Annotated in this window: 25 protein-coding genes; 17 read left to right on the top strand and 8 right to left on the bottom strand. The window is 48.8% G+C overall.

The features are described 5' to 3' along the window. Positions 1-389: 389 nt before the first annotated feature. From BLU99_RS02720 to BLU99_RS02675, 9 genes are all read left to right on the top strand, one after another. Positions 390-3,533, top strand: coding sequence for an efflux RND transporter permease subunit (locus tag BLU99_RS02720; RefSeq protein ID WP_091899620.1), 3,144 nt, complete (start codon positions 390-392; stop codon positions 3,531-3,533). After that, on the top strand, positions 3,530-4,744 hold the full coding sequence (locus tag BLU99_RS02715) for a TolC family protein (RefSeq protein WP_091899619.1): 1,215 nt from the start codon (positions 3,530-3,532) through the stop codon (positions 4,742-4,744). The genes BLU99_RS02720 and BLU99_RS02715 overlap by 4 nt, the downstream gene beginning before the upstream one ends. 18 nt (positions 4,745-4,762) lie before the next feature. After that, positions 4,763-5,908 carry an efflux RND transporter periplasmic adaptor subunit gene (locus BLU99_RS02710; protein ID WP_091899618.1) on the top strand — a complete coding sequence of 382 codons (1,146 nt, stop codon included), beginning with the start codon at positions 4,763-4,765 and terminating at the stop codon, positions 5,906-5,908. Between the two features lie 58 nt (positions 5,909-5,966). Then, complete coding sequence (locus tag BLU99_RS12380; protein WP_255397418.1) at positions 5,967-6,914, top strand: GNAT family N-acetyltransferase; 948 nt, start codon at positions 5,967-5,969, stop codon at positions 6,912-6,914. A 1,107-nt stretch (positions 6,915-8,021) separates the two neighbouring features. Beyond that, the gene (locus BLU99_RS02700; RefSeq protein ID WP_091899617.1) at positions 8,022-8,804 is read left to right on the top strand and encodes a PhzF family phenazine biosynthesis protein; all 783 of its coding nucleotides are present in this window, start codon (positions 8,022-8,024) and stop codon (positions 8,802-8,804) included. Between the two features lie 334 nt (positions 8,805-9,138). Then, entirely contained in the window at positions 9,139-10,002 is an 864-nt protein-coding gene (locus BLU99_RS02690) for a hypothetical protein (protein WP_144006080.1), read from the top strand. Positions 10,003-10,056: 54 nt separating this feature from the next. Next, positions 10,057-10,662, top strand: a complete 606-nt coding sequence (locus BLU99_RS02685; protein ID WP_091899614.1) for a GNAT family N-acetyltransferase — start codon at positions 10,057-10,059, stop codon at positions 10,660-10,662. After that, positions 10,659-10,991 (top strand): DMT family transporter, encoded by a 333-nt coding sequence (locus tag BLU99_RS02680; protein WP_091899613.1) that lies wholly within the window; start codon positions 10,659-10,661, stop codon positions 10,989-10,991. Before BLU99_RS02685 ends, BLU99_RS02680 begins: the two co-directional genes overlap by 4 nt. A 21-nt stretch (positions 10,992-11,012) precedes the next feature. Then, a complete protein-coding gene (locus BLU99_RS02675) occupies positions 11,013-11,513 on the top strand; it encodes a GNAT family N-acetyltransferase (RefSeq protein ID WP_091899612.1) in 501 nt (166 codons plus the stop codon). Positions 11,514-11,584: 71 nt separating this feature from the next. Here the strand turns inward: BLU99_RS02675 and BLU99_RS02670 are convergent, their stop codons facing one another. Together BLU99_RS02670 and BLU99_RS02665 are read right to left on the bottom strand one after the other, a co-directional pair. After that, complete coding sequence (locus tag BLU99_RS02670; protein WP_176771009.1) at positions 11,585-11,785, bottom strand: helix-turn-helix transcriptional regulator; 201 nt, start codon at positions 11,783-11,785, stop codon at positions 11,585-11,587. Beyond that, the gene (locus BLU99_RS02665; RefSeq protein ID WP_144006079.1) at positions 11,775-12,278 is read right to left on the bottom strand and encodes a hypothetical protein; all 504 of its coding nucleotides are present in this window, start codon (positions 12,276-12,278) and stop codon (positions 11,775-11,777) included. Before BLU99_RS02665 ends, BLU99_RS02670 begins: the two co-directional genes overlap by 11 nt. Before the next feature lie 472 nt (positions 12,279-12,750). On the opposite strand from BLU99_RS02665, the gene BLU99_RS02660 reads away from it, so the two are divergent. From BLU99_RS02660 to BLU99_RS02640, 5 genes are all read left to right on the top strand, one after another. Continuing rightward, positions 12,751-13,206, top strand: a complete 456-nt coding sequence (locus BLU99_RS02660; RefSeq protein ID WP_091899610.1) for a GNAT family N-acetyltransferase — start codon at positions 12,751-12,753, stop codon at positions 13,204-13,206. A 922-nt stretch (positions 13,207-14,128) separates the two neighbouring features. Further along, on the top strand, positions 14,129-14,590 hold the full coding sequence (locus BLU99_RS02655) for a VOC family protein (RefSeq protein WP_091899931.1): 462 nt from the start codon (positions 14,129-14,131) through the stop codon (positions 14,588-14,590). Positions 14,591-14,705: 115 nt separating this feature from the next. Further along, positions 14,706-15,515 (top strand): MBL fold metallo-hydrolase, encoded by an 810-nt coding sequence (locus BLU99_RS02650; protein WP_091899609.1) that lies wholly within the window; start codon positions 14,706-14,708, stop codon positions 15,513-15,515. Between the two features lie 139 nt (positions 15,516-15,654). Further along, positions 15,655-16,149: a flavodoxin FldA gene (fldA, locus tag BLU99_RS02645; protein ID WP_091899608.1), complete on the top strand. Its 495-nt coding sequence runs from the start codon at positions 15,655-15,657 to the stop codon at positions 16,147-16,149. A gap of 180 nt (positions 16,150-16,329) precedes the next feature. Beyond that, a complete protein-coding gene (locus BLU99_RS02640) occupies positions 16,330-17,022 on the top strand; it encodes a class I SAM-dependent methyltransferase (protein ID WP_091899607.1) in 693 nt (230 codons plus the stop codon). Between the two features lie 101 nt (positions 17,023-17,123). Here the strand turns inward: BLU99_RS02640 and BLU99_RS02635 are convergent, their stop codons facing one another. The 5 genes from BLU99_RS02635 to BLU99_RS02615 form a co-directional block, all read right to left on the bottom strand. Beyond that, positions 17,124-18,290 (bottom strand): DUF1302 family protein, encoded by a 1,167-nt coding sequence (locus BLU99_RS02635; protein WP_255397417.1) that lies wholly within the window; start codon positions 18,288-18,290, stop codon positions 17,124-17,126. Next, positions 18,287-19,063, bottom strand: a complete 777-nt coding sequence (locus BLU99_RS02630) for an outer membrane lipoprotein-sorting protein (protein ID WP_091899606.1) — start codon at positions 19,061-19,063, stop codon at positions 18,287-18,289. The genes BLU99_RS02635 and BLU99_RS02630 overlap by 4 nt, the downstream gene beginning before the upstream one ends. A gap of 23 nt (positions 19,064-19,086) precedes the next feature. Further along, positions 19,087-21,441, bottom strand: a complete 2,355-nt coding sequence (locus tag BLU99_RS02625) for an efflux RND transporter permease subunit (protein ID WP_091899605.1) — start codon at positions 21,439-21,441, stop codon at positions 19,087-19,089. 4 nt (positions 21,442-21,445) lie between these two features. Then, on the bottom strand, positions 21,446-22,078 hold the full coding sequence (locus BLU99_RS02620) for a TetR/AcrR family transcriptional regulator (protein ID WP_091899604.1): 633 nt from the start codon (positions 22,076-22,078) through the stop codon (positions 21,446-21,448). A 230-nt stretch (positions 22,079-22,308) separates the two neighbouring features. Continuing rightward, a complete protein-coding gene (locus BLU99_RS02615; RefSeq protein ID WP_091899603.1) occupies positions 22,309-22,527 on the bottom strand; it encodes a hypothetical protein in 219 nt (72 codons plus the stop codon). A 164-nt stretch (positions 22,528-22,691) separates the two neighbouring features. On the opposite strand from BLU99_RS02615, the gene BLU99_RS02610 reads away from it, so the two are divergent. The 3 genes from BLU99_RS02610 (at position 22,692) to BLU99_RS02600 (ending at position 24,650) form a co-directional block, all read left to right on the top strand. Continuing rightward, complete coding sequence (locus BLU99_RS02610; protein WP_091899929.1) at positions 22,692-23,471, top strand: ZIP family metal transporter; 780 nt, start codon at positions 22,692-22,694, stop codon at positions 23,469-23,471. A 120-nt stretch (positions 23,472-23,591) separates the two neighbouring features. Beyond that, on the top strand, positions 23,592-24,089 hold the full coding sequence (locus BLU99_RS02605; RefSeq protein WP_091899602.1) for a hypothetical protein: 498 nt from the start codon (positions 23,592-23,594) through the stop codon (positions 24,087-24,089). Between the two features lie 36 nt (positions 24,090-24,125). Then, positions 24,126-24,650 carry a hypothetical protein gene (locus BLU99_RS02600; protein WP_091899601.1) on the top strand — a complete coding sequence of 175 codons (525 nt, stop codon included), beginning with the start codon at positions 24,126-24,128 and terminating at the stop codon, positions 24,648-24,650. Positions 24,651-24,669: 19 nt separating this feature from the next. Here the strand turns inward: BLU99_RS02600 and BLU99_RS02595 are convergent, their stop codons facing one another. Beyond that, positions 24,670-25,353, bottom strand: a complete 684-nt coding sequence (locus tag BLU99_RS02595; RefSeq protein ID WP_218128530.1) for an alpha/beta fold hydrolase — start codon at positions 25,351-25,353, stop codon at positions 24,670-24,672. Positions 25,354-25,369: the final 16 nt, after the last annotated feature.

Below are 25,369 nucleotides of genomic sequence, written 5' to 3'. Positions count from 1 at the left end.
GTTGTCCATATCTGTTTTGTTGCTATCTGTCGTGCCGTGTAATTGGGATGACATGATAGAGCATTTGGATGCAGCACAGTGCCATCAGATGCATAGAAATGACGGCTCTCATCATGATCACACTTCATGTCCAGAAGGGCATTGCTGTTGCTCGCCTTTCTCCAGTTGTTGCGGATGCGCAAACGTCGTCAAGGCGAAAAAAGTGACGGAAATATGCTTGAAGCCCTTATCTTGCCACAAGGTCTTCACTCCTTATTCCAATGGATATGTGCATACGGTTTATGCATCTATCTGGCAACCGCCTCAATAGTATCAATTCATTCTTTTAGTGTATTATTGACCTGCGGTCAATGTAGTTTACTTTATTGAATTGATACTAAATATAAGTTATGTTTCAACGTATCATCAAGTTCTCTATTGAGAACAAATTGGTGGTCGGGGTATTTACCTGTGCATTGGTGGCGTGGGGCCTATGGTCCTTGCTTCATCTGCCTTTCGATGCCACACCCGACATCACCAACAATCAGGTGCAGATTATCGTGACGTCTCAATCTACCGGTGCTGAGGAGATGGAGCGGAACGTTACCACACCTATCGAAATGGCACTGGCCAATATTCCAGAAGTGAAGGAACGGAGGAGCATCAGCCGTAGCGGTATGGCGGTTATCACGATGGTCTTCAACGACGCAACTGACAACTATTGGGCGCGTGAACTGATAGACCAGCAGTTGGGGGGCGTCAAGGAAAAACTGCCTGATGACGTAGATGTGGAATTGGCACCTATCTCTACCGGTTTGGGTGAAATATACCATTATACCATCCGTGCCGAGAAGGGGTATGAGGATAAATACTCGCTCACCGACCTGCGAACCATTCAAGATTGGATCGTGAGAAAACAGTTGTCGGGTACGTCAGGTATTGCCGAGGTCAGTGGCTGGGGCGGTTATGTGAAGCAATATGAGGTGGATATAAACCTGGAGCGCCTTAATGCAATGGGCGTGACGATTGCCGAACTCTATACTGCTCTGAACGAGAACAATGAAAATACTGGCGGCGGTTACATAGAGCGTCTTTCCAATCAGTATTATATTCGAGGACTCGGATTGGTGAAGACGTTGGATGACATTGAGAAAATCGTGGTGAAGACGCAGGGCGGTGTGCCCGTTCTGGTGGGTGATGTGGCGAAGGTGCACTTCGGACATGCCACACGCTACGGTGCCGTGACCCGTAATGGTGAAGGCGAGGTAGTGGCTGGTATCACGCTGATGTTGAGAGGCGAGAATTTCCAGGAGGTCATCAAGAATGTGAAGTCTCGCATTGCCGATATTCAGAAGAGTCTTCCCAAGGGTGTTGTCATTGAGCCATTTATTGACCGCACCTTGTTGGTTGACCGTGTTACTAACACCATTGCACGCAACCTGTTGGAGGGTGGTCTCATTGTCATCTTCATTCTCATCTTTTTCTTGGGAAACTATAGGGCCGGACTTGTTGTGGCTTCGGTCATCCCGTTGTCGATGCTGTTTGCCTTCGGTATGATGTGCGTGTTTGGTGTCAGCGGTAACCTGATGAGTCTTGGTGCCATCGACTTTGGTATGATTGTTGACGGTGCCATCATCATCGTAGAAGCCGTGGTGGCGAGGATTGCGTCTCAGGATGACACGCAAATCCGTAATTTCGACAATCTGGTGTATGAATCGTCGAGTAGAATACGTAAGTCGGCAGCCTTCGGAGAGATAATCATCATGATTGTCTATTTGCCGATGATGACCTTGGTGGGTATCGAGGGAAAGATGTTCCGTCCCATGGCTATGACCATTTTCTTTGCCATCCTCGGCGCCTTTATTCTCTCGCTTACATATGTCCCGATGATGTCGGCTGTATTCTTGAAGCGGAAAACCACCAACAAGGTCATGCTGCGTTTGGAGCACGCCACGACGTCACTCAGTGCGCGTATGATGGCTCGGCTGCAATCATGGTATCTGCCTCTGGTGGATAAATGCATAAATCACGGCAGGGTTGTCATTGTCGGTATGATGGCACTCTTTGGGGCCTCGCTGTTCCTGATGAGTCGGCTTGGAGCTGAATTTGTACCCACGCTCGAAGAAGGAGATTTCGCTGTAGAATTGAGTATGGCGCAGGGCACGTCGCTCACCCAGATGGTGGAGACCTGTACCAAGGCTGAGCAAATTCTTAAGCAGGAGTTCCCCGAAATCAAACAGGTGGTGACGCGCATCGGTTCTGCGGAGATTCCCACCGACCCGATGCCCGTGGAACGCGCCGATATGCTTGTCGCCCTGAAACCAAAAGCGGAGTGGACTTCTGCTGAGACGAAAAATGATCTGCAAGAAAAAATGGAAGAAGCCCTTGGCGTGATTCCTGGTCTTGATGTGGAGATGTCGCAACCTATCCAGATGCGTAATAACGAGTTGATTACTGGTATTCGTCAGGATGTGGCAGTGAAAATCTACGGAGGTGACACGGAGGTGTTAGCGGACCTGGCCGACAGGGTGGAGCGTCTTATCAAGGATGTCGATGGCGTGAGTAGCCTGTTTGTGGAAAAGGTAAATGGACTGCCGCAACTGCAAGTGGAATACGACCGCCAGATGTTGGCCAAGTATGGTATTTCCATCCGTCAGGCCAACGATGTGCTGCAGTCGGCATTCGCAGGAAAAATAGCAGGGAGCGTGACGGAGGAGAATCGGCAGTTTGACATTGTGCTCCGCATTCACAATGACGGACGTGATGCCCTTTCCAATTTTGAGGAACTATTCGTACCCTCACCGTCTGGCATTTCCGTTCCCATGCGCCAGTTGGCCTCCATCAGTTATAAGGAGGCTCCGGCGCAAATCTCTCACGAGGATGGGGAGCGCAGTATCTTTGTAGGATTCAACGTGAAGGGGCGGGATGTCAGTTCCACGGTGGGGGATATCCAGCAGATTCTTGACGACCATCTGGAGATGCCTGCCGGATACCACTATGCCTTCGGGGGTGAGTTCGAGAATCTGCAGAGCGCCACAGACCGGTTGATGGTTGCCATTCCCGTGGCTCTCGTGCTGATTCTGCTATTGCTTTATGCCACTTTGAAGAGCGTGCGTGAGACGCTATTCGTTGCATCGGCTATTCCGCTTTCGGCCATTGGCGGTATCGTTGCCTTGTGGCTTCGCGGCATGCCAATGAGTATCTCGGCAGGAATCGGCTTTATTGCCTTGTTCGGTGTTGCCGTACTCAATGGTATAGTACTCGTGGGACAGTTCAATGCCTTGCAACATCATGGTGTCACGGATGTCCGTCAGCGCATACTCGAAGGATGCGAACACCGTCTGCGCCCAGTAGTCATAACGGCATTGGTAGCTTCTTTTGGTTTCCTGCCCATGGCCCTCTCTACCAGTGATGGAGCCGAAGTACAGCGTCCGTTGGCCACCGTCGTTATTGGCGGTCTGCTCACAGCCACGGTTCTTACGCTCTTCGTGATTCCTACCATTTACAAGACTTTTACAAAAAACGGAAGCAAATTCACATCAAACAGAAAATGAAAAGAATATATAGTACCTTATTAATATTGATATGTTGCCTGTCGTCAGTGGATGCACAGTCGCTGGCGAAGTGCATCGAGATTGCCCGTGCCAACAACATGGGCGTGAAGGTGGCCGACCTGCAAGTGCAGCGGGCAAAACGGATGGAAGGCTCCTATTTCGAGCTGGATCGGACGGAGTTGTTGCTGTCGCAGGACCCGACATCGGGCGGCAGTCCCGACAATGCACTGACGCTCTCGCAGATGATTGATTTCCCGACCGTTTACGGGAAGCGGCGAAAACTGCTGAAAGCAGAAACTTTGGTTGAAGAAAGCCGGCATCAACTTACGGAAAGTGAACTTACAAGGGATGTTTCCGTGGCTTATAGTCAGCTGCTCTTTTGGCAGCATGTCGAAGCGCTGCTTTGCGGAAACGACTCCGTGCTGGGTGAGTTTGTCAGGACGGCAGACATCCGATATAAAAACGGTGAGACCAACCGCCTGGAACTGATGAACGCCCAGCAGATGAAGGCAGAGAATGGTATCAGACTGCGTGAGGCACAGGATGAGAAAACGGCTGCCGCCATACAGTTGCAGCAGTTGATGAACACCTCGGAAACAGTTGTTGCCACAGACGGTTATCTGTGTGTGCAGCCTGCGGACGATGCCTGGTCGTTTGCCGCTACCCCGCAGGGACAACTATTGGAGAGTGAGCAGGTGCGCAGTGAAAGTGAATTGGAATACATCCGCCAGGGAATGATGCCATCGTTCAACGTTGGAATCCGTCATCAGTTGGTCATTTCCGGTATCAACCCCTACAACGTGGACAGGTCGCGCTTCGACAAGGGTAACTGGATGGGCTTTGAAGTCGGGGTGGCCTTCCCGCTTTTCTACGGCTCCCAGAAGGCTCGTAAATCTGCTGCAAAACTGGATGTGGATATCGCACGCACAAGAAGGGAACAGGCAGAGCGCAAGAGCGGTTCCGAACTGCTGATTGCCAAGAATGCCTTGGAGAGAGCCAGACGCTCATACGACTATTATCAGAGCGATGGCTTTCCTGCCGCCAAGGAGATGCGTCGTCTGTCGCGTATCGAATATGGAGCCGGAGAGATTACCTACGTGGAACACGTGCAAAACCTGTCGGCGGCACTTGCCGTTGAGATGGATAATGCCAAGGCCATCGATGCGTTGAATCAAGCCATCATCAAACTGAATTTTATCAACGGAAAGTAATTATTAACGATTAAGAAGATGAAGAAAATAATATATTCTATGATTGCCCTGTCGCTGCTGACCGTTTCTTGCAAGAACGAAGTGAAGCAGGCAGAGGAAGAAAAAGAGTCGCATGAAGAGAATGTCGCCCAACTGACCGAACAGCAGTTGAATACCATCGGTGTCGAGTTGGGGCATGTAGAACAACGCCAGCTTTCGGGCACCATCAATGCCACGGGAACGCTGAGACTTTCTCCGCAAGACCGAGCTGAGGTCACCTCTTTGGTCGCTGGCATCACCAAGCGCATCCTGGTGAAAGAAGGACAGGCTGTAAGGAAGGGACAGACGCTTGCCTTAGTGGAGAACACCGAGATAGTGGCTCTGCAGAAAGACTATCTCGTCGCTTCACGACAATTATCGCTGGCACAGCAGGCTTTGCAGCGTCAGCTGGACATTCATGCCCAAGGTGCTGGCGTGGGTAAGAACCTGCAACAGGCCAAGGCAGAATTTGACATGGCAAGCGTCACCGAGAAAGGCTTGCGCCTTCAGTTGGAACAACTGGGCATCAACTGTCGTCAGGTAGCGCAAGGGCATTTTTCGAATGCTGCTCCAGTGCGTTCGCCCATTACGGGCGTGGTGGGCGAGATATTGGTAAGTATGGGAAGTTATCTCGCCAGCGAGACCGTGCTGATGAAGGTCTATGACAACAAGGCCCTCCATGCTGACCTCCATGTCTTTGAAAGCGACATCGCCAGCATCCACATCGGTCAGAAAGTCACCATGCAACTCTCCGATCATTCATCAACACTCCTCACGGGTACAGTCTCGTTTATAACCGCAGTCTTGGACAATGAGTCGAAGTCGGCTTCTGTTCATGTCAAACTCGACAGCGCGGAAGGGGCAAAACTCTTGCCCAATATGTTCGTTTCGGCAGTCATCCACTGTGACGACCAGACCTGCAATGCCGTGCCCGATGAAGCCATTGTGATGAGTGCCAATCGCAAGTTCGTATTTGTCAGTCTTGGTTCCAACCGTTTCCGGAAACAGGAAGTCGTCACGGGATTCAGCCAGCAAGGCTACACGCAAATCACATTCACCGACAGCGTGTCTCCTTCCTCCGAAATTGTCATAGCCAAGGCCTTCTATCTGGAGTCCATGCTGACCGATCACGGTGAGGAGGAATAAGTAAATACCATTGTTATGGTATTGCCCAAATGCTAAGAAAGGTGTACTTTTGCAATTGATGATACGAATTGTCACATACGAGCAGCAATACAAGCAGGACTTTATCCAACTGAACAAGCAGTGGATAGAGACCTGGTTCAGACTGGAGCAGTCTGATCTTGACACATTTGCACATATCGATGACAACATCATCGGACATGGTGGGCAGATATTTCTGGCTATAGACGAAAGCAGACAGGTTGTGGGTTGCTGTGCGCTGAAACCGCATCCTGAATCTGACTGTCACGAGCTAGCAAAGATGGCAGTCTCTCCAGATGCACAGGGAAAAGGCATCGGTCGCCAACTGGGCGAGGCATTATTAGACTATGCCCGCAGTCATGATGTAAAACGAATCTTTCTCGAAGGCAACACCCGCTTGGAAGCCTCCATTGCTCTTTATCGCAAATTGGGATTCAAGGAGATACCGCTGAAGAATAATGCCTACGAACGTTGCGACATTCTGATGGAACTGTGTCTGGAGAATAAAACAGCGACCATCAGACCGATAGAACAGGAAGATCAGAAGCCGCTTGCCCGTGTGATACGTTCTGTGTTCGAGGAATATGGAGCACCATTGGTGAACACCGTCTATGATGATTCCCGCACATGGCATATATGGGAATCCTTGCAGGATGTGAATGCCGGATATTGGGTCATCAACGAAGATAGTGAGGTGATGGGAGGCTGTGGTTTCTATCCAACAGAAGGCTTGCCTGAAGGATATGTAGAACTGGTAAAATTCTATCTTTCCCCGAAAGTTCGTGGGAAGGGGTATGGCTCAAAACTTTTCTCGCTGGTCATCAATGAAGCACGGAAAGCAGGCTATACACATCTATACATTGAGTCTTTCCCGGAGTTTGCCGATGCAGTGAAGATGTATGCCCGTCATGGTTTTGTGAAACTGCCTTCTCGCCTTGGTCATTCAGGCCATACGGCAACTACAATTCACATGGTATTATCTCTATGACAAACTTCGAAACATTATCTAAATTTGATAATGTTGCTTGATTTGCCATAATCTCGATTTTTTTTATTTCCCTACTGTAGATTTCTCTACTTTCGGGAGTGATTAGAAATTATGTTGCTTCACAAGGTGTTGTGACCATCAGCACAAGGTTATGGCTCCAAATACAACCCGTATGGCGTGGAGATTTTGAGTCATACCATTGGTTCACCTTGGGTAGATGAAGGAACAACAGTTACCTTTGCAACCTAATTTCATCGTCTCTCGAAAGCAGAAACGTCAGATTTATATAGAGCTTTTTCTGTTAAAAGAAAAGTGGAATGAGAAGGGGAGAACCTAAATTGATTCATCTTCAGTAAAAAGAAAAATGTGAATTTTGGGAAACATCAAGTCGTTTCATTCTGCAAAGTTTAGGTTTACGTTTACCCATATATATACATGCCTCTCTAAACTTAAACATTAAACCTACAATCATCTGCTTCAGGTTTACCATACCTTATTATATATATAAGCATATCTAAACTTAAACCTAAACTTATGGCATTGAATTCTATCCATTTTTCTTTTAATCGAAACATAAAAATTGGTAAAAGGATGTCGTTTCCACCTTAATATATATTAAAATCATACACGTTCTGCAAGAAAAACGTGCTAAATGAACGTAAAGTCAGAAGAAATCATTAACTTTGCAAACAAAGTTTGCAGAGTGTTTCTGAGGGCTTTGGTTCTATAGAATACATGAAGCATTGACAGTTAACGATTGCAAGACAAAGGTTGAGCAATTTAGTGTAAAACCAAAATGGAAATATTTACATAGGAAAGAGAATCTCTGCCATTAAGCACGTTTTTGTCACAGTGAGCGTGTAAAAATGCGCAGAATGTGTCGAAAAAGAGTAGCCAGTACTTTACACTAACTCTGTAAGTCGCTGATTTTCAATACTTGTTAGCCGCCGCACAGGCGGCTGTTGAGGAGTAGAATACTCATATATAAACTGCAAAGGGACCTGTTCACTTGGCAGGTCCCTTTTTTTATATTTATGCCTGTACGAGCATATAGAGAACAGTATCATAAACAGATTAATCGTTATTAATTAAAGAAAGGAAAATCAAATGAAACAGTATGTTGTAGATGCTTTCACAGACTCAGTGTTTCACGGCAATCAGGCTGCCGTTTGTGTGATGGAGAAGTGGCCAAGCGAGGAAATGATGATGAACATCACTCGTGAGAACAATTTCTCCGAGACCGCCTTTACGGTCAAAGAGGGTGAGAAATGGCATTTGCGTTGGTTCACCCCTGGAGGTGAGATTGATCTTTGTGGACATGCCACCTTGGGCACAGCTTTCGTCTTGTTCAAAGATTATGAAAAGGAAGCAGATCAGGTTGTATTTACCACTTTAAGCGGCGAATTAATCGTGACACGCAAGGGTAACTTATATGAGATGGAGTTTCCTGCCTATGACTTGAAGCCGACAGCCGTAACGCCTGCTATGGAGGAAGCCTTGGGCGTTTCTATCCGAGAGGCTTATATTGCCCGCGACTTGCTATGTGTACTGGATGATGAGCAGGCTGTTTTGAGTCTGAATCCTGATTTGGAGAAAATTAAACAGATAGATGGTCTGCTAGTTCATGTTACGGCCAAAGGAGAGAAGGAAGATTGCGTTTCACGTAGTTTCGGTCCGAAGCTTAACATTCCTGAAGACCCTGTTTGCGGTTCCGGCCACTGCCACATCATCCCCTACTGGGTAGACACGTTAGGAAAAGAGGAGTTGGTGGCCTTCCAGGCATCAAAACGCGGTGGAACACTTTATTGCAGGAAAGAAGGCAACAAGATATTTCTTGCAGGCAATGCCGTTTTGTATTCTGTTGACGAACTATATGTAGATGTGGATTAATTGAGTAAAAACGTCGCATGATGTGCGATATATCGCGAGTTTACTTGGTGGTTCGACATTATTTTGCTATTTATCACTCTAACATAATGAAAGGGACCTGTCCGCTTGGGCAGGTCCCTTTTCTTTATGCTCAGATTTGATACAAAATATATGATGGTAAAACTGAATTATTCTTGGGAAATGTTTTGTGATCCTATTTATAATCTATATCTTTGCACTGAGTAAAATTTTGAACCATGTATTATGGATATAAGGAATCTTTTCAAATAATAACTTCATACTTATATCGTTGCAAGCAATAGAGAATAGTATAATAAACAGATAAATCGGAATTATGAAACAGATATTTGCCATATTCATATTGATTTTATCAAATGTCATATCCGTGAAAGGGCAATGTAACATGCTGATTGATTATTCTGTCAAAGAAATTCCATCAACTTCTCATGGGACATTGATAATGCTTCTTCCTGACGGAAAGAGTACCATTGTGCTTGATGACACTGTCAAACAGATACAAAAAGATTATTATTTGGAGCAACTTGGCGAATATCGACTGACAGCCATCTTTTCCAATCCCATATCGGGCAGGGATTCCATAGTGAGATCTTTCGCGCTGACAGGTAAAGAATACAAGGTGGAAACAATAGCTCATTTTATGAGAGAGCTAAAAGACTTGTCTGATTGGAAAAGCAAAGACTCTATTAACTCTGGTCGCTTCACCATCACCAAGTATTCCTCCCCATCTCCTTTGGTTAAGATTAAATACCTAGGTAGTTACACTGGTGAGAACGGTGAGTTTCCTGGCCCACATTTTCTTATCAAGAATGAGAGTTTAGACACCCTTTATGGAGAATGGCTTCCCGGTTATTTTTGGGGTAGACTCTCCAGATGGGTTGAAGGTGAATATGTGGGGAACCACACTGGTCCAATTTGCACTACGTGGTCTGACGAACCACCACTATACCCTGATTCCGTCAAATTCGCATGGGTATCAAGTTCCGGTGCAAGAGTCCCTCCTGGCAAGTACCGATTCAATTTGTATTATTCCACAAAGGATAACATAAAAGGCTCTGCGACAAAAATATATGAATCTGATACTTTCAGATGGTGGAGCTCCGTACAAAATTGGCATCTGTTGACTTGTGAGTTCGAAACAAAACCAAAGGAGGCATTCAACCCCTCTTCAAAACAGTAAATTCCAATTTTCAGAGTATTACATAACTTAATAAAGCATGAGGCAATAATAGAAATGAAAATAGAGAAATTCACGAATGATGACTTTGCTAAAGCAGCACCACTGGCTGCTGGCGCATGGGGCGAATTTTATGCCGACGAACGGCAGTGGTTTATCGATGCAGTGGCAGAGTATATCCTTCGCTATAACTATAGCAATCCCTCGCTTGCCTTGAAGGCCGTGGGCGATGATGGCGTGATTCATGGGGTGCTGTTTGCCAACTTCCATGACGACAAGGCAGATGTCAGCCAATGGCGCGAGAACATTGAGGCACAGATGACCGACCATGAGCTTGAGCGTTTCCGTCTATTGGCCGACTATATGCTGGAGGTTGACGGAAAAACGGTGCAGTGCATGAGTGACGGCGAAGTGAAACTATCGCTCTTCATCAGCAATCAGAAAGGCTGTGGGAAACTGTTGCTGCAGGAAATGATGGATGAGTTCCTGCACAGAGACCTGAGGCATCTATACCTTTGGACCGACACCAGTTGCACCCACGAATACTACCCACAACATGGTTTCACACTGGTAGGTCAGTTCCTCAGCGAGGTCTATGACTCCTACGCTCCTGGCTATACCACGTATATCTATAAGAAGGGCATATCATCAGAGAGCAAATGAAAGAATGGCTGTTTCTGATAGGTGCCATTGTCTTAGAGACATTTGCCACCACGATGCTCAAATACTCTGAGCAGTTCACCAAGATACTGCCAACTGTCGCAATGGCAGTAGGCTATCTGCTTTCGTTCTATTGCTTGAGCCATGCCCTACGCACACTGCCCATCGGCATAGCATACGCTATTTGGAGTGCTCTTGGAATTGTGCTGATTACTCTTATAGGTGTTCTCGCTTTCAAACAAGTACCAGACGTTCCTGCTTACATTGGACTGTCGTTAATAATTGCAGGCGTTATCGTAATCAACCTGTTTTCAAAAATAGAAGTACATTAAGATAAATCGGAATTTAGCGGTATGAAAGTAGAATTGCGGAAATGGTGTTTGGCTGACAAAAAAGAACTGAAGGAATTATGCAATGCCGTTGATAGAACATACTTGTCAGACAGATTGCCGAATCCTTATACAGAAGATGATGCTAATTGGTGGCTGAATATGGTTGCCAAAAGCGAAGGCATTGACGGAACTTTTCGCGCAATGGTCGTAGATGGGAAGATTGTTGGTAGTGTTTCCGTTGAACGAAAAGCAGATATATACAGGCTTGACGGCGAATTAGGTTACATGTTATTGAAAGACTATTGGAATCGTGGCCTGATGAGCCAGGCTGTGGGACAAGTGTGTGAGATTGCAATAAAGGAACTTGGTCTCAATCGAATTACAGCAAATGTCTTTCAGCCCAATTTCGCATCTCAGCACATTTTACTAAAGAATGGTTTTATACAAGAAGGAGTCATGCGCAAAGCGGTGATTAAAGGAGGCATTATTTACGATATATTCTTATATGGTTTATTGAAGTAAATTCCAATTTAGCGAAAACAAGTAATTAAAAAATCCCACCATGACAGAATAACATGGTGGGATTTTATTGTCTAGTCGGTTTCTTCAAGCATAAAAATGTCGTTGACCGATTTGTCAAAAACGGCCGCCATTTTCAATGCCAGAACCGTCGAAGGCACGTATTTGCCCGCCTCAATGGCATTGATGGTCTGCCTGGCCACGCCGATACGTTCAGCAAGTTGTTGCTGCGTCATCCTCAGCACTGCCCGCTCCACGCGAATGTTATTCTTCATCGTTTACCCCCTTTCTCATTTGGTGCAGTTCCAATTGGAATTTGGCGAGATAGATGAGGAAGAGCGAGAGGAACCAAAACAGTACGAACCAGAGGTAGAGACCGCCAAAGAAGAACCAAGTCCCAAGAATAAACAGAACGGTGTTCACTTTGATCGCCCATGCAAACGAGTGTAGCCGCAGATGCTCTACATACTCATCCTCATCGCGTTCGCGTGCAAATGCCACAAAAAGAAGCCCCACCGACATCGCTACGAGGCAAATCTCATCAAACATCCCTTGGCGACCCACCTCAAAAAGAAATCCTTTTGCTTCATGCCCCCCATGGAAGATGTTAAGCTCGCCCATCATGATCATAAGCGTCTTGAAACTGATGAAGTCGTCGTCAATCACGTGAAAACACCCATACGCCAGAAAGAAAAGGAGCGCAAACGGGATAAACAAGCTCCACCCAATCCACTTGAACTGATACGGAAATAAATAATCCTTTTTCATCTTCTTACTTTTTTTTAATGTTATCACTATCTTTGTCAGCATGCTGTGTGAATATGGCTGCTGCGCAATACAACCATTATCACGCTGCAAAAGTAATGATTGTTTTCCAAAAAGTCAAGTAAACGTAACAAAATGTATAGAATATTAGACTTAATTAACAGATGGACCTGCTAATATCAACGAGACCAAAAATAGGTACGAAGCTATTCGCTGTAGTTATGATCAACAACGATGGTCACCTGTATTCCAGGTACCAAGGGTTGAATCTCACTCGTGAGCCGGCATCCATAACGATAGCCACCGAACTGGCCAAGATACCTAGACTTTGTTCTTTACATTCTCATCTTTTTGTCAGGTGGTAGGTTTGCAAAGTTACGAATCTTTTTCTCATCTCAATATTTTTTCTGCAAGAAAAACGTGCTTGATGTGTGAAATGTCATAGAAAATCGTTAATTTTGCATGCAAAAAGTGTATGATGTGTTTATTAGAAATCAGAGATTGTGAGAACAAAGAGGTTGCCAAGGAGTTGATCCGTGAGTATGCAACAATCAAGGGAGCAGAGCAGTGTTTCGTGTCGCTCGACAAAGAGTTGGCCGACCTCGATGCCTATTATGAGGGTGGTGCCCTGCTGATCGGCTACGACCATGCCAACCCAGTGGCCACCATAGCTATTAGGAAGGTAGACGACACTGCTTGTGAGATCAAACGGCTCTATGTAAAACCCGATTATCGGGGTAAGGGATATGCCCGGAAACTGATTGAGGCCATCCTTGAGAGGGCAAAGAGGCTGGGGTTCGTCGAAGCCCGCCTTACAACCAAACCAGCCGTGATGGGCGTTGCCTACGACTTGTACAAACGTATGGGATTCGAGGAAATTGAGAACAAAGAGGGGACAGTCGCCATGAAGATGCCATTCAAGTGTATATAAAAATAGCAAGGAAGAAGAACTATTCCTGGCTCTCCTTTAGGAGAGCCACCGCACCCTTCTGGCGAGTGACGGATGACGGATGACAGATGGTTTCTGCAAAACCCTCGCGCGTGTACGCAGGAACTTCTGGCGGCTCGAAAGTTCCTGCGTACACGCGCGAGGAAATCTTATAACCTATCTGTCATCCGTCATCTGTCACAAATAACGACAGGAGAAAAAACAGAAGTTTACGGTCCCTGAGCTTGTCGAAGGGCTTGTTGAAGGGGAAAACGCAGGCTCAGAAATCGTGACCCATTGACGTCCTTCTGCGTCCTTCTGCGTCCTTCTGCGCCCTTCTGCGCCCAAGTAAGCCCTACTACGGAAAAGCACTCTTTGAAATGTTGTACCTTTGTAACCGATAACGCCAGCGGGCCGAGCACCCCCCAAGTAAGGGTGAAAGAGATAATCCCTTTCGGTGAAAGAGACGTCATCTACGACTGATGGAGATAATCCCTATAGGGGTATAGACCCTATCTCCATGACCCATAGAGCCTATCCGGATAGCTCATAGAAGGCATCTCCTTAAGCCAAAGATCCCCCCTCGGCATCAACGGCCTATGTTTAACTAAAAATTGACAAACAGAGACGGAGTAACTTTGGCTTCGCCGAAGATACAAAGCACTCGGAACCAACGGTCACTGTTCGCGGAGCGAGGTAAAGTAAATGAAAAGAAAAACCAGTTTTCCTTTTACATTTCACTCGTTTTTCGTAACTTTGCCATCTGAGATGGCGAAGTTACTCCGTCTCGGCAAAAAAAAGATTAAAATCTTTTGTTCTGCTCTCGACTTTTCGTATCTTTGCAAGCGACCGATCAGATTCATCAGTCAACCAAAATCAAAAAGTATGAAAAATGGCAAAGTTTAGATGTAAGAGATAGTTGAGTATGAAGATAGAGCATGTGGCATTATTTTGTCGCGACCTTGAAGCGATGCGACAGTTCTTCCTCGATTACTTCGAGGCTGTAAGCAATGAGCAGTACCATAATCCGCGGACTGGCCTAAGGACGTATATCCTCTCTTTCCCCAACGGGGGAGCGCGGCTGGAACTGATGAAGCAGCGAGAGCAGAGTGAAGCTTGCTTCGACTCTGCCGAGTCGCGCCAGAAGTCGACCGAAGGTCAGCTGATGCAGCGCCCTGACACGATCGAGGCAGACCCTTCGAAGCCTCATATCGGATTCATTCATGTCTCGTTTGCCGTAGGAAGCAAGGAGGAGGTAGATGCCAAGACCATCGAACTTCGTGATGCCGGCTATCAGGTTATTAGTGGCCCGCGAACCACAGGCGACGGGTATTATGAGAGTTGCATCCTCGGTCCAGAGGGAATTCAGATAGAGATAACCATATAACTTCATATAGATAGAAATGAAGAAGATCATGATGACAATGATGCTGGTCATCGCGGTGGTGGCGGCATCGGCCCATTGCCCACCGCCAGCCTAACACTGAAGAGCAAATAACCATATGCAGTGGACTGTTTTATCAGACAACCGGTCGTGCAATCCTGCGCTTGAGACGGAGCATGGACTGTCAATCCTGTTAGCAACAGAGCAACACAAGATTCTGCTTGACACAGGAGCGAGTGATGTGTTTATTCGGAATGCTGAGCTGTTGGGCGTAGATCTCAACGATGTGGACTCTGTTTTCATTTCTCATGGACATAGTGACCATGCAGGCGGCTTACGGTACCTCTTAGAGTCTAATCGTCAGGCTCGAACGGCGTTCAAGGTCATCGTCTCGCCCGATGCAATGAGTGGTAGATTCTTTTCCAAGCGGGGGAATCTGCACAGCATTACTACGGAGTGGCCGGAGATAGATGATAACAGACTCGTCTTGACTGACCAGACCTGCGAGATCGCTAAAGGCATCTATGTGATTGCCCATATCCCTCAGATGCATCCGATGCCCAAGGGGAATAAAAACCTCTATGTGCAGGATGCCCACGGTGATTATATCCACGACGATTTCCGACATGAGTTGGCTCTGTATGTCGATGGTCTGCTGTTTAGTGGCTGTGCTCACAGCGGTCTGGAGAACATCCTGGCAGCCTGTCCTTGGCCCGTTCATACCGTTGTCGGTGGTTTCCACTTACTTGACGGACAAGAGACGGATGAAGAAATAAAAGCTCTGGCTCAAAGACTGACAGAAAGATATCCTGAAACGCAGTTCTACACCAGCCATTGTACAGGTGACATGGTATATGAGGTGATGAAAGGCGTGATGGGTGAACAGCTACTGTCTTTCAGATGCGGAACCGTCATTTCGCAATTGTAATACCTATTTGTGATTAATCTGCTTCGGCAGGTTGGCGGTGGTGCGCAATACTTAAACACTCTGTTTTAGGTATTGCGCACTTCGTATAATCCTCGTACCTTTGTGCCCGAGAAACAGTTAATTAGATAAGAACATTAAAATGAACGCAACAATTGTTATCTATGGTTCCTCTACAGGAACCTGTGAGGCCATCGCAGAGAAGATTGCCTCGAAACTGGGCTGTGAGGCCGTTAACGTACAGGACCTGACGGCTGATATCATCAGTAATAACCAGAATCTGATTCTCGGTACTTCGACATGGGGTGCCGGTGAGCTGCAGGATGACTGGTACGACGGACTGAAGACCCTGCAGGGGGCTGATCTTAACGGTAAGACCATCGCTATCTTCGGCTGTGGCGACTGCCAGTCGTATGGCGACACCTTCGTTGGAGGCATGGGCGAGCTTTATAATGGCATCAAGGCCAGCGGCGCTCGTTTCATCGGAAGCGTTGAGACCGACGGTTATACCTACGATGACTCTGAGGCTGTCATCGACGGAAAGTTCATCGGTCTGCCTCTCGACGATATCAACGAGGACGATAAGACCGACGCTCGTATCGAGGCTTGGGTCGCCGCGATCACTCCAGACTTGTAATCATAGGTATAAATTCATAAAGTATTTGTTTAGTTTAGTATTGAGTAGGGGCCGACCACGGTGGTCGGCCTCTTTTTTCTTGTCTCTCGGACGACGGACGAACGTCGGGGGTGTTATATGCAACCGGGTTGCGTGATCTTTGTGGTACCTTTGCACTCGGATTAACAAACAATAGAGAAGATGAAAGATCAGATGAAGCGTTCTTCGCAGAACAAAACAACGGTACAGAAGGCTTATAGGTTTAGCAGGCATTTTTACGACGATGCCATCACACAGGGTAAGTGGTGGAGTCGTTTGTATTTCAAACTGCTCTGGGGTGGGGTAGACGACAACGAGATAGCCCGCAGGGTACTGGGTTGGATTCCTGACGATTTCGCGGGCAGGATGCTCGATGTACCTGTGGGAACGGCAGTGTTCACTACGGAGAAGTACAGGAGGATGAGACAGGCTGATATCACTTGTGTGGACTATAGTCTGGATATGCTGGAACAGGCTGAATACCGGTTTCGTGGCACTGGCGTCACTCATATCAAGACGATGCAGGGTGATGTCGGTGCACTGCCTTTCGGGGATGAGGCGTTCGACCTCATACTCTGCATGAATGGGCTCCATGTGTTTCCCAACAAGGAGAAGGCTTATGCCGAGATCCTGCGTACGCTAAGGGCTGGCGGCGAACTTCTTGCCTGTTTCTATGTTGCCGGTGAGCGGAAATCTGCCGACTGGCTCGCTAAGACCGTGATGGCGCGTATGGGGTGGTTTACACCGCCTTTCGATACGGCTGGTGATGTGCGTCAGCGACTAGAGCCTTATTATGATATCCTCGACTTCCATGTGGAGGGCGCCATGGCTTATTTCAGAGCCAGGAAACGATAAGACCTGTTTCTGATCGACGATCAATGAAGGGGGGATGCAAGTGCGCAATGCTTATAACCGAAGGGCTAGAGCATTGCGCACATCATTACTAACCAGAATGTCTAGAAACTGTATTTTAATTTAAGGAATACCTCCGAGTTCTTGTCGTAGACGGTAAACATGCCGCGGTCGGCCTGGAACAGGTCGTAGCCCATGATGGCGTGCAACTGGTCGTTCAGTGCATAGTCGGCACTCAGACGGTTGTAGATGCCGCCGTTGGTCACGTCGATATAGGCAAAGCTCTGGAGCGCCAGTGTGTTGTGAAGCAGTTCCTTGGAGATGCGAAGGGTGGCCAGTCCCGTATGGCGGTGATCGCCCCATGCCACATATTTGTGGGCATATTGGGCTGAGAGCGACCAGTCGTTGCCAGCATACCAGTCTATGCCCAGGAGCGCATTCGTAGAGGCTGCTCTTGGCATCTCCTCGACGTCCATGGCCGTCTGGGCCTCGTCCAGATACTCGGCCACCTCACCTCTGACGACGAACTTCCCCACAGGCACCGACAGGTCGGCTCCCAGCATGGTCATCCGCCGGTATTCGCCGACACCATTGCAGACGACCGGCATCTTGTTCCAGGTATGGAGGGCCGACAATGAGATATCGATGCCGCTGTGGAAGAACGACAGACGGGCACCATATTCCATATTACATAGCTTATGACGGGGTTCTGCCTGGATGGGAACAGGTCCGATGGACCATGGGTTCTCTCCATCGGTCGGGAGCTCGAAGAAGGCGCTGACTGGTATGGCTACCGCCTCGAGACTCCATTTCTCACGTGAGTAGCGCAGTCGCAGACCTCCCACAGGAATGCGGATATCGTCGTAGTCCTGTGCCAGGAACTCCGTATAGTCCATGGGCGATATCACATCCGTCAGTCGTAGACCGTCGGCCACGCCCCAGGCAATGATCTGTCTGCCGGCGCGCAGGTCCCAGTTGTCGTCGGAGTAGTAGGCGTAGGCCTCACGCACCTGCAGACCTGTCCGGTCTTTCAGGATGGCGTTGTGCACCAGGTTGGCCGAGACGAAGGCTCCCGCAGGTCCTTTCTCCAGAGATACCTCGCCACGCACCCGGGTTCTTGACGACATCCAGTCGTTAGGTCGTTCTGTACGCAAGGCGTGATAGGTATCGACAAACCCCTTCACACCGACACGCAGGGAATCCTCGTCCTGCGCAAGGGCAGGACGAGGAAGTGCGCACCAGAGGAGCGCCATGATGATTACAGATCTCATAAGCCTTTTTCCAGTTTGGCGACGGTGAAGAGGGCCTTGTCGATGGAGATGTCATACTTAGGGTTCTTCACCAGGATCACGGTACTGTGTTCGGTCTGCACGTTCTTCATCTCCATCTTGTGGATGGTCCAGAATCCCTGTACCTTCTTAACGTCTGATATGGTCAATACGCGATGCAGCTTGTTCAGCTTGTCGTAGTACTCCACATAGGCGGCTGTCAGACAGTCCTGTCTGATCCATGACACCTTCCGACTGTATATCTCGTGCTTGTCGACGGGTACCGACTCGACCACCCAGCACTTGTGCCCGTTCTTCACTTCCTCACGGAGCAGTTTATGCTTGTCTTCATCGACATGTCGTGAGCCCATATCATCATAAGTGAAGTCGGTACCCATGAAATAGTCGGTCTTCGACGAGGAACCGCTGATGCGTCGTGTCTTCTTCATGGCAGGCAGATAGAGCCATTTCGCATCTTCCTTACCGATCTGGTCGTAGTCCCAGGTCAGGAAACCTGTTCCCTTCACGTCGCCTGGATAGGTGAAGAACATCATCTTCTTGGTGTCCTTACCCTCATCCATCGCCCACGAGGTGATCTTGCGCTGTCGGGTCGTACCGTTCTTCTTCTTCAGTGTCAGTTCCATCTCGCCATAGCGGGTGTTACCGTCAGGACGGTCTTTTACTTTCTGTATGATGTCACGCCCCGTCAACTGTTGGGCGCTTATCTCTCCCGCAGCCATCAGGCAGGCGGCCAAAACTAATACAATCTTTTTCATAATCTATTCAGTGATCTTAATTCTTAATTCTTAACTTTCTCCTTTCCAAACACCTTACACTTGCTGACCAGGATCGGGGTTACCAGGAGGTCGGCAGCGAGGGCCGACATGATACCGATGATAGCCGTCAGTCCGAAGTTGATACACATGGTACAGGCCGAGGTGCAGAAACTGGCGAACACGGCCGAGGTGATGATTGAGGTGATGACGATAGCCACACCTACCACACGGAAGGTCCTTTGGATAGCACTTTTGTAGTGACCGGTACGATCGTATTCCAGTTTTGAGTGGTTGATGAAGTGGATGGTGTCATCGACAGCCATACCTAGCATCATCGGCAGTAGCGTAGCCGTCATCATGTCGAGGGGGATACCCATCCAACCCATATAGCCGCCTACAAACACGGCTGGCATCATGTTCGGTATCAGTCCGATGAGACCCACACGGATGCTCTGGAAGGCGATCATCAGAATGATACCGATGATCAGGATCGAGATGACGAACGACAACATCTGTCCTCTCACCAGATACTGCATCATCGTGACATACTGCGGGATGTTACCCACCACGGTGATCTTGGCATCGGGGAACAGCGCTTCGGCGTCTGCCTGGATCGTTGCTATCTCGCGCTCCACCTGAGCCGAGTTGAAGTCGGAGATCTCCACCATCAGGCGCAGGCGGCGATAGTCGTAGTCCACCCAGTATTCCGACTCGGTACCACCGGCATTCTCATAGAGCAGAATCTCTTGTGCCACTTCCTCTTCCGTGTCGGGGATACGGTAGTAAGCACTGTCACCGTCGTTCAGCGTCTGGTTCAGGTCTTTCAGGATGTCGAGGATCGAGGTGGTGCGTTTGGTCAACTTATAGCCTGCCACTTTCTGTTGCAACTGGTCCAGCAGCTTCAGGTTCTTGGGCTCCTTGGCCTCGTCGTCGTTGGCCAGCTCCACGATCAGGTCATACGAGTAGAGCGATCCCAGCTCCGAACGACCCACGTCCATCACCTCTTTCACATACGGCACATTGATACCCATGGTCCGTTCGATATCGAAGGCGGCCTCGATCTTCCAAAGACCGATACACAACAGGATGCAGATGACGAGGAACGAATAGCCGATCTTCTTGGGATTGCGCAGTACGACGTCGCAGAGGTTCACCATCACCTTGGTCCATCGAGTATCGCTCTCCTCGGTGAAGCCCTCTATGGGGCGTTTGTTCTTACCGAACGACAGGAGTACGGGCGAGATGATGAGTGAGGTGAGCAGTACAAACAGTACACTCATTGAACTGATGACACCGACACAGTGCATCGGACGGATGGGGATGACGAGGAACGACAGGAGTGACACCAGGGTGGTGAAGCCGCAGAAGAATACCGACCAACCGATCTCCTTCAAGGTCTCCACGATCGCCTTTCGACGCTCACCGTGGATACGCATCCGTCCTTTGAAGTAGGAGAAGATATGGATGTTATAGGCGATGGCCACTGCAAACGACAGGATAGTGGGAATCATCAGTACCGTCGAGTCGACATACATCTGCGTGAAGCCTGCGATGCCATAGGTGATGAACAGACCGCCAATCACGGAGATGATTGGTGCCAGGATGCCCCTTAGTGAACGGGTCATACAGAGCATCACCACGATACAGATCAGAGTGGCGATCATCATCAGCCTTCCCATCTCCTTACCGATATACTCTGTCTTACAGTTGGTGACATACGGCATGCCTGTTCCTTTTGGACTCAGTGAGGCATATTCTGGCTTCTTGATGATACGCTCCACCTCCTGACCAGTGATGATATCCGGTGACACGTTACCCTGTTTCTTCCATACACTGTCTTCTGGAAAGGCGCGCAGCTTCACCATGATCCACGACAGGTTGCCATCCTTTGATATCAGTTTCTTGGCTACGTGGGGTTTGCTGTAGGCTCTGGCCTTGATGCTATCCATGGCGGGCGTACCGTCGTCAGGAATGTCGTCGGGCACGATCTGCTCGATGGTCATACCGTCATCGCTGCCTACCATAAACTCGATGTCGGTCAGCGAGGTCACCTTGTCGGCGTACGACAGACTGTCGAGCAGTTCGTTGGACAGGGCACGTAGTGTCGACAGGTTCTCTTTGGTGAAATGGTTGTCGCACTGTGTCAGCACACCGACGTAGTAGTCGTTGCCGAAGTGTGACTTAAACTCCTCTGTCTTCACCAGCATGGGATCATCCTCGATGAAGTAGTCGTCGAACGAGGTCTCCTTCACCATACGTCTCATGCCTATGACCGACAGGACTATCACCAGCGCGAAGATGCCTAATGTCATCCAGCGCATCTTCAGCAGTCGTTCGGCAAACCTGCCGAACAGTTCATTGATCTTTTCAATTTTCATTGTCTTATATGTTATTTGGGTTCATGATTGCTCTCCATCCTGAGAATTCAAACTGTATGTAGTCCTCAATGGCTTTTTTCATCTCCCGGGGCTTCAGGTCGTGCTTGATGACCTCCGAGATGAAATTAAACATCCATACCATATGTACGTGATAGGTGAACGGACTGAGGTCTACACGGAAATCCGGATAACTGTGCTTAAACGCTTTCATAAACTTCAACACCTCTTTCGTACATGCCTCAGTATATACATCAATATAGGTCTCGAGTGTTGACCCCTGTGACTTGTACAGGATCAGTTTCAGTTCGTCACGATGATTGTTGATCAGACTCAGGTATTCCTGCACGTGATTCATCATCATCTCGTTGTTCTCGCCACGGGCATATTGCAGAAACTGCTCATGGTCCTTCACGTTGTGATGGTCGTGCATCATCCTTTCCAGTTCCGTCGTGAGGGGTGTCACGATATGTCTGAACAACTCGTCCTTGCTGTTGAAGTAGTTGTATATGTTACTTACGCCAATGCCACAGCCCTTGGCGATGTCGCGCATGGATGTCTTGGCAAAGCCCTTCTTGAGGAAGACTCCTTTGGCCACCGTCACAATCTGTTCACGTGTGTATTCCTTTTTTATCTGCATAGTCTGACGCTTAAAAACGAACAATACTCTAATTTGTTCACAAAAAAAAGAGGACTCACACCTATATGAGTCCTCTTCTTAGTCATCGTTATATCCTGATGTCTGTTGTACCTTATCATACTATTCCATTTTCCGGGTGCAAAGGTATGACGAAAAAATGAGGCGCACAATACCTAAAACAGAGTGTTTTAAGCACCGTGCACCTCTCATGACCTAATCAGATGTAGGTATTACTCCGACAGCATGGTCACCTCGATACAACGCTTGGCGGCCAACAGCCGTTGGGCCATGCGCTGCACATCCTCGGCCGTCATCTCCTGTACCATCTTACAATAGTCGCGGTCGAAGTCGGCATCATCGTCGAGCTCATGCCAGATGATGTAGCTCCAGTAGTCGTTGGTGATGGCCACTTGGGCATACTGCTTCACAAGAATCCTTTTAATCTTCATCTGTTATTAAACGAGGTACGAAGGTACGGAGATTCTGTCATGTGTGCAATACTCAAAAATGAGGATTTCTCAATAAAAGAAGGCGTATTCTCGTATTATTTGCGTATTTTTGCAGCGGGTTTCAGTCATGAGACCTCATGGTGATATATACAATAGGTAGGAGAATGACGGTGATTGTCATAGGATTGTTGATTCCCCTGTTGGGAACGATGCTTGGCTCGGCCTTTGTCTTTCTGATGAGAGATGAGATGTCGGTACGCATGCAGAAGTGGCTGTTAGGCTTTGCCTCTGGGGTGATGGTGGCCGCCTCGGTATGGTCGTTGCTCATCCCGTCGATGGAGATGGAGGCGAGCAGTGGCAAGTGGAGCGTGGTGCCCGCGGCCGTGGGCTTCCTGTTGGGCATGGGCTTCCTGCTGCTCATCGACGTGCTGACGCCACACCTGCATATCGGTACCGACAAGCCCGAGGGTCTCCGCGCCCATCTCTCCCGTACGGCCATGCTCGCTCTGGCCGTCACCATCCACAACCTGCCCGAGGGCATGGCTGTCGGTGTGGTCTTTGCCGGTGCCAGCAGTGGTGCCACGACCATCACGATTACCAGTGCCTTGGCCGTGGCTGTGGGTATCGCCATCCAGAATATCCCCGAGGGGGCCATCATCTCCATGCCGATGCGGGCCGCCGGCAACAGTCGCCGTCGCTCGTTCCTCATCGGCTCGCTGAGTGGTGCCGTCGAACCGGTAGGTGCTGTCGCCGTCGTCTTGCTGGCCTCATTGCTCATGCCCGTCCTTCCCTATATGCTGGCCTTTGCCGCAGGCGCCATGTTCTACGTGGTCGTCGAGGAACTGATACCCGAGGCCTCTAGTGGTCAGCACTCGAACCTCAGCACCATCGGCTTCTCCGTGGGGTTTGTGCTGATGATGGTGCTCGACGTGGTGATGGGCTGACGCTTCCGATTGTTATTTTAAGCTAAAGTTGACATGGAGTTTTGCAATTTCATGAGATTGTTTTATAACTTTGTAACCGAATAACTTAATTAACGAAATCATAAATAGGTATTATCACAGATGGATACTTTTTCTGAAGCACTATTAAGCACCAAAGCTTACAAGATTCCCGAGGATTACGACTGGTTCGCGCCGCTGATCGGCGACTGGGACTGTGACTATTACGACGGTCCCGACGACCAGAAACGTCATGTGAAAGGCGAGTGGATCTTCCGGTATATCCTGGAGGGAACGGGCGTACAGGATATCTTTATCTTCCCTTCCAGAAGCACCAAGGAAGAGCACCCCGAGCCGGATGGCGAATATGGCACATCGCTGCGTATGTTCAACAAGGAGCAGAAGTGGTACGACGTGGTCTATACCTGCGATCATAGCATGAAACGACTGTGCTTTACCCGCGAGGGCGACAAGCTGGTGGGTAAGGTTCTGGCCGAGGCGTGTACCTACTGGATCTTCTCGGATATCACGGCTGATAGTTTCCATTGGGAGAATGTGCAGATTTTCGACGACGGTCGTCGGAACCTGATCTGTGAGATCTTCGGGAAGCGCGTCAGATAACTTTTTTTGGGGGGTGGATGTTGAATAATAGAAGGTATGGAAGAGTATAATAAGCGAATCGGCGTCTTTGAGGATGATATCCCCTATGAGGTCCGGATGAAATATCTCATTGCTGCCTACCGCAGAGATCTGCGTCGTCTGGAGGAGCTGAGCAGCTATGCGAAGGGTTTGGAGGAGGAGAATGTCCTCTTGCAGAAGCGACTTGAGAAGGCCGAGGCGGGGGCGCAGGACAATCCCGACAAGGATGCCACCATCAAGAGACTGATGAGTGAGATCAAGGCGCTGAAGACGAAGATCACCGTGACCTTCCCCAGACGAGTGGTCAAGATGCGCGACCTGCGTAAGCGGATCACCCATCTGGAGATCTATATCCGTGAGCTACAGTCGTTGCTGATGTCAAAGGGCATCCCCTACGAGGAATGGAAGCGCCGCCCGTCTAAGTTAGACGGTCTCGACATCAGCAAGTTGAACATCTATGCCGTACGAAGCACCAAGGAATGCCTTGACCTCGACAACCCCGACGAGCTCGACCTCGTCGAAGATGAGGATGACGGCTTATGATGCTCTCTATGAGCCATGACTACGCTTGGAGGAAGTGGAGGACGGCGTGGTTGAAGGCCTCGGACTGCTTGTTAGCGATGAAATGATTGCCTTGGATGATGACCAGTTGGGCATCGGGGATGTTGGCGGCAATCAGGCGTGTGTGCTTTCCCTTGATCATATCGTTGGTGCCGGCGATGACCAGTGTCTTAGCTTGTATGCGGGCCAGTGACTCGACGGGGATATTGGGATCGTTGACCATCAGTCCCAACAGGTCGGCATGTTGCTGGGCTGAGGTACTACGCTTGGCGAAGAGCCGGGCGATGCGATAGCCGATCTCGATGGGAATCTGGATGCGTCTCTTCACACCGGCAGTGTCGAGGTTGGCGCCGTCGAGAATCAGACGGTCGACACGCTCGGGATAGCGGAGGGCGAAGATGATGGCGATATTGCCGCCATCGGAGAAGCCTAACAGATGGGCACGCTCGATATGGCGGGCATCCATAAAGGCCAACAGATCGTCGGCAAACTGGCGGATGGTAAAGGGACGGGTGCCTCGTGGGGTCTGTCCGTGACCACGGGTGTCAAGAGCGTACACATGGTAGTGCTGGGCAAACACTTCGATCTGGTGGTCAAAATAGGTATGGTCCTCTCCGTTGCCGTGCAGTAGAATGAGGGGATCACCCTGACCCTTCTCTATATAGAAATGTGTGATGTCCATCATAGGCAGGGAGGTGTGC

Source organism: Prevotella sp. lc2012 (genome assembly GCF_900107065.1).
Lineage (GTDB): Bacteria > Bacteroidota > Bacteroidia > Bacteroidales > Bacteroidaceae > Prevotella.
The sequence above is the reverse complement of the archived record's forward strand: the minus strand, read 5'-3'. Positions and strand labels throughout refer to the sequence as shown.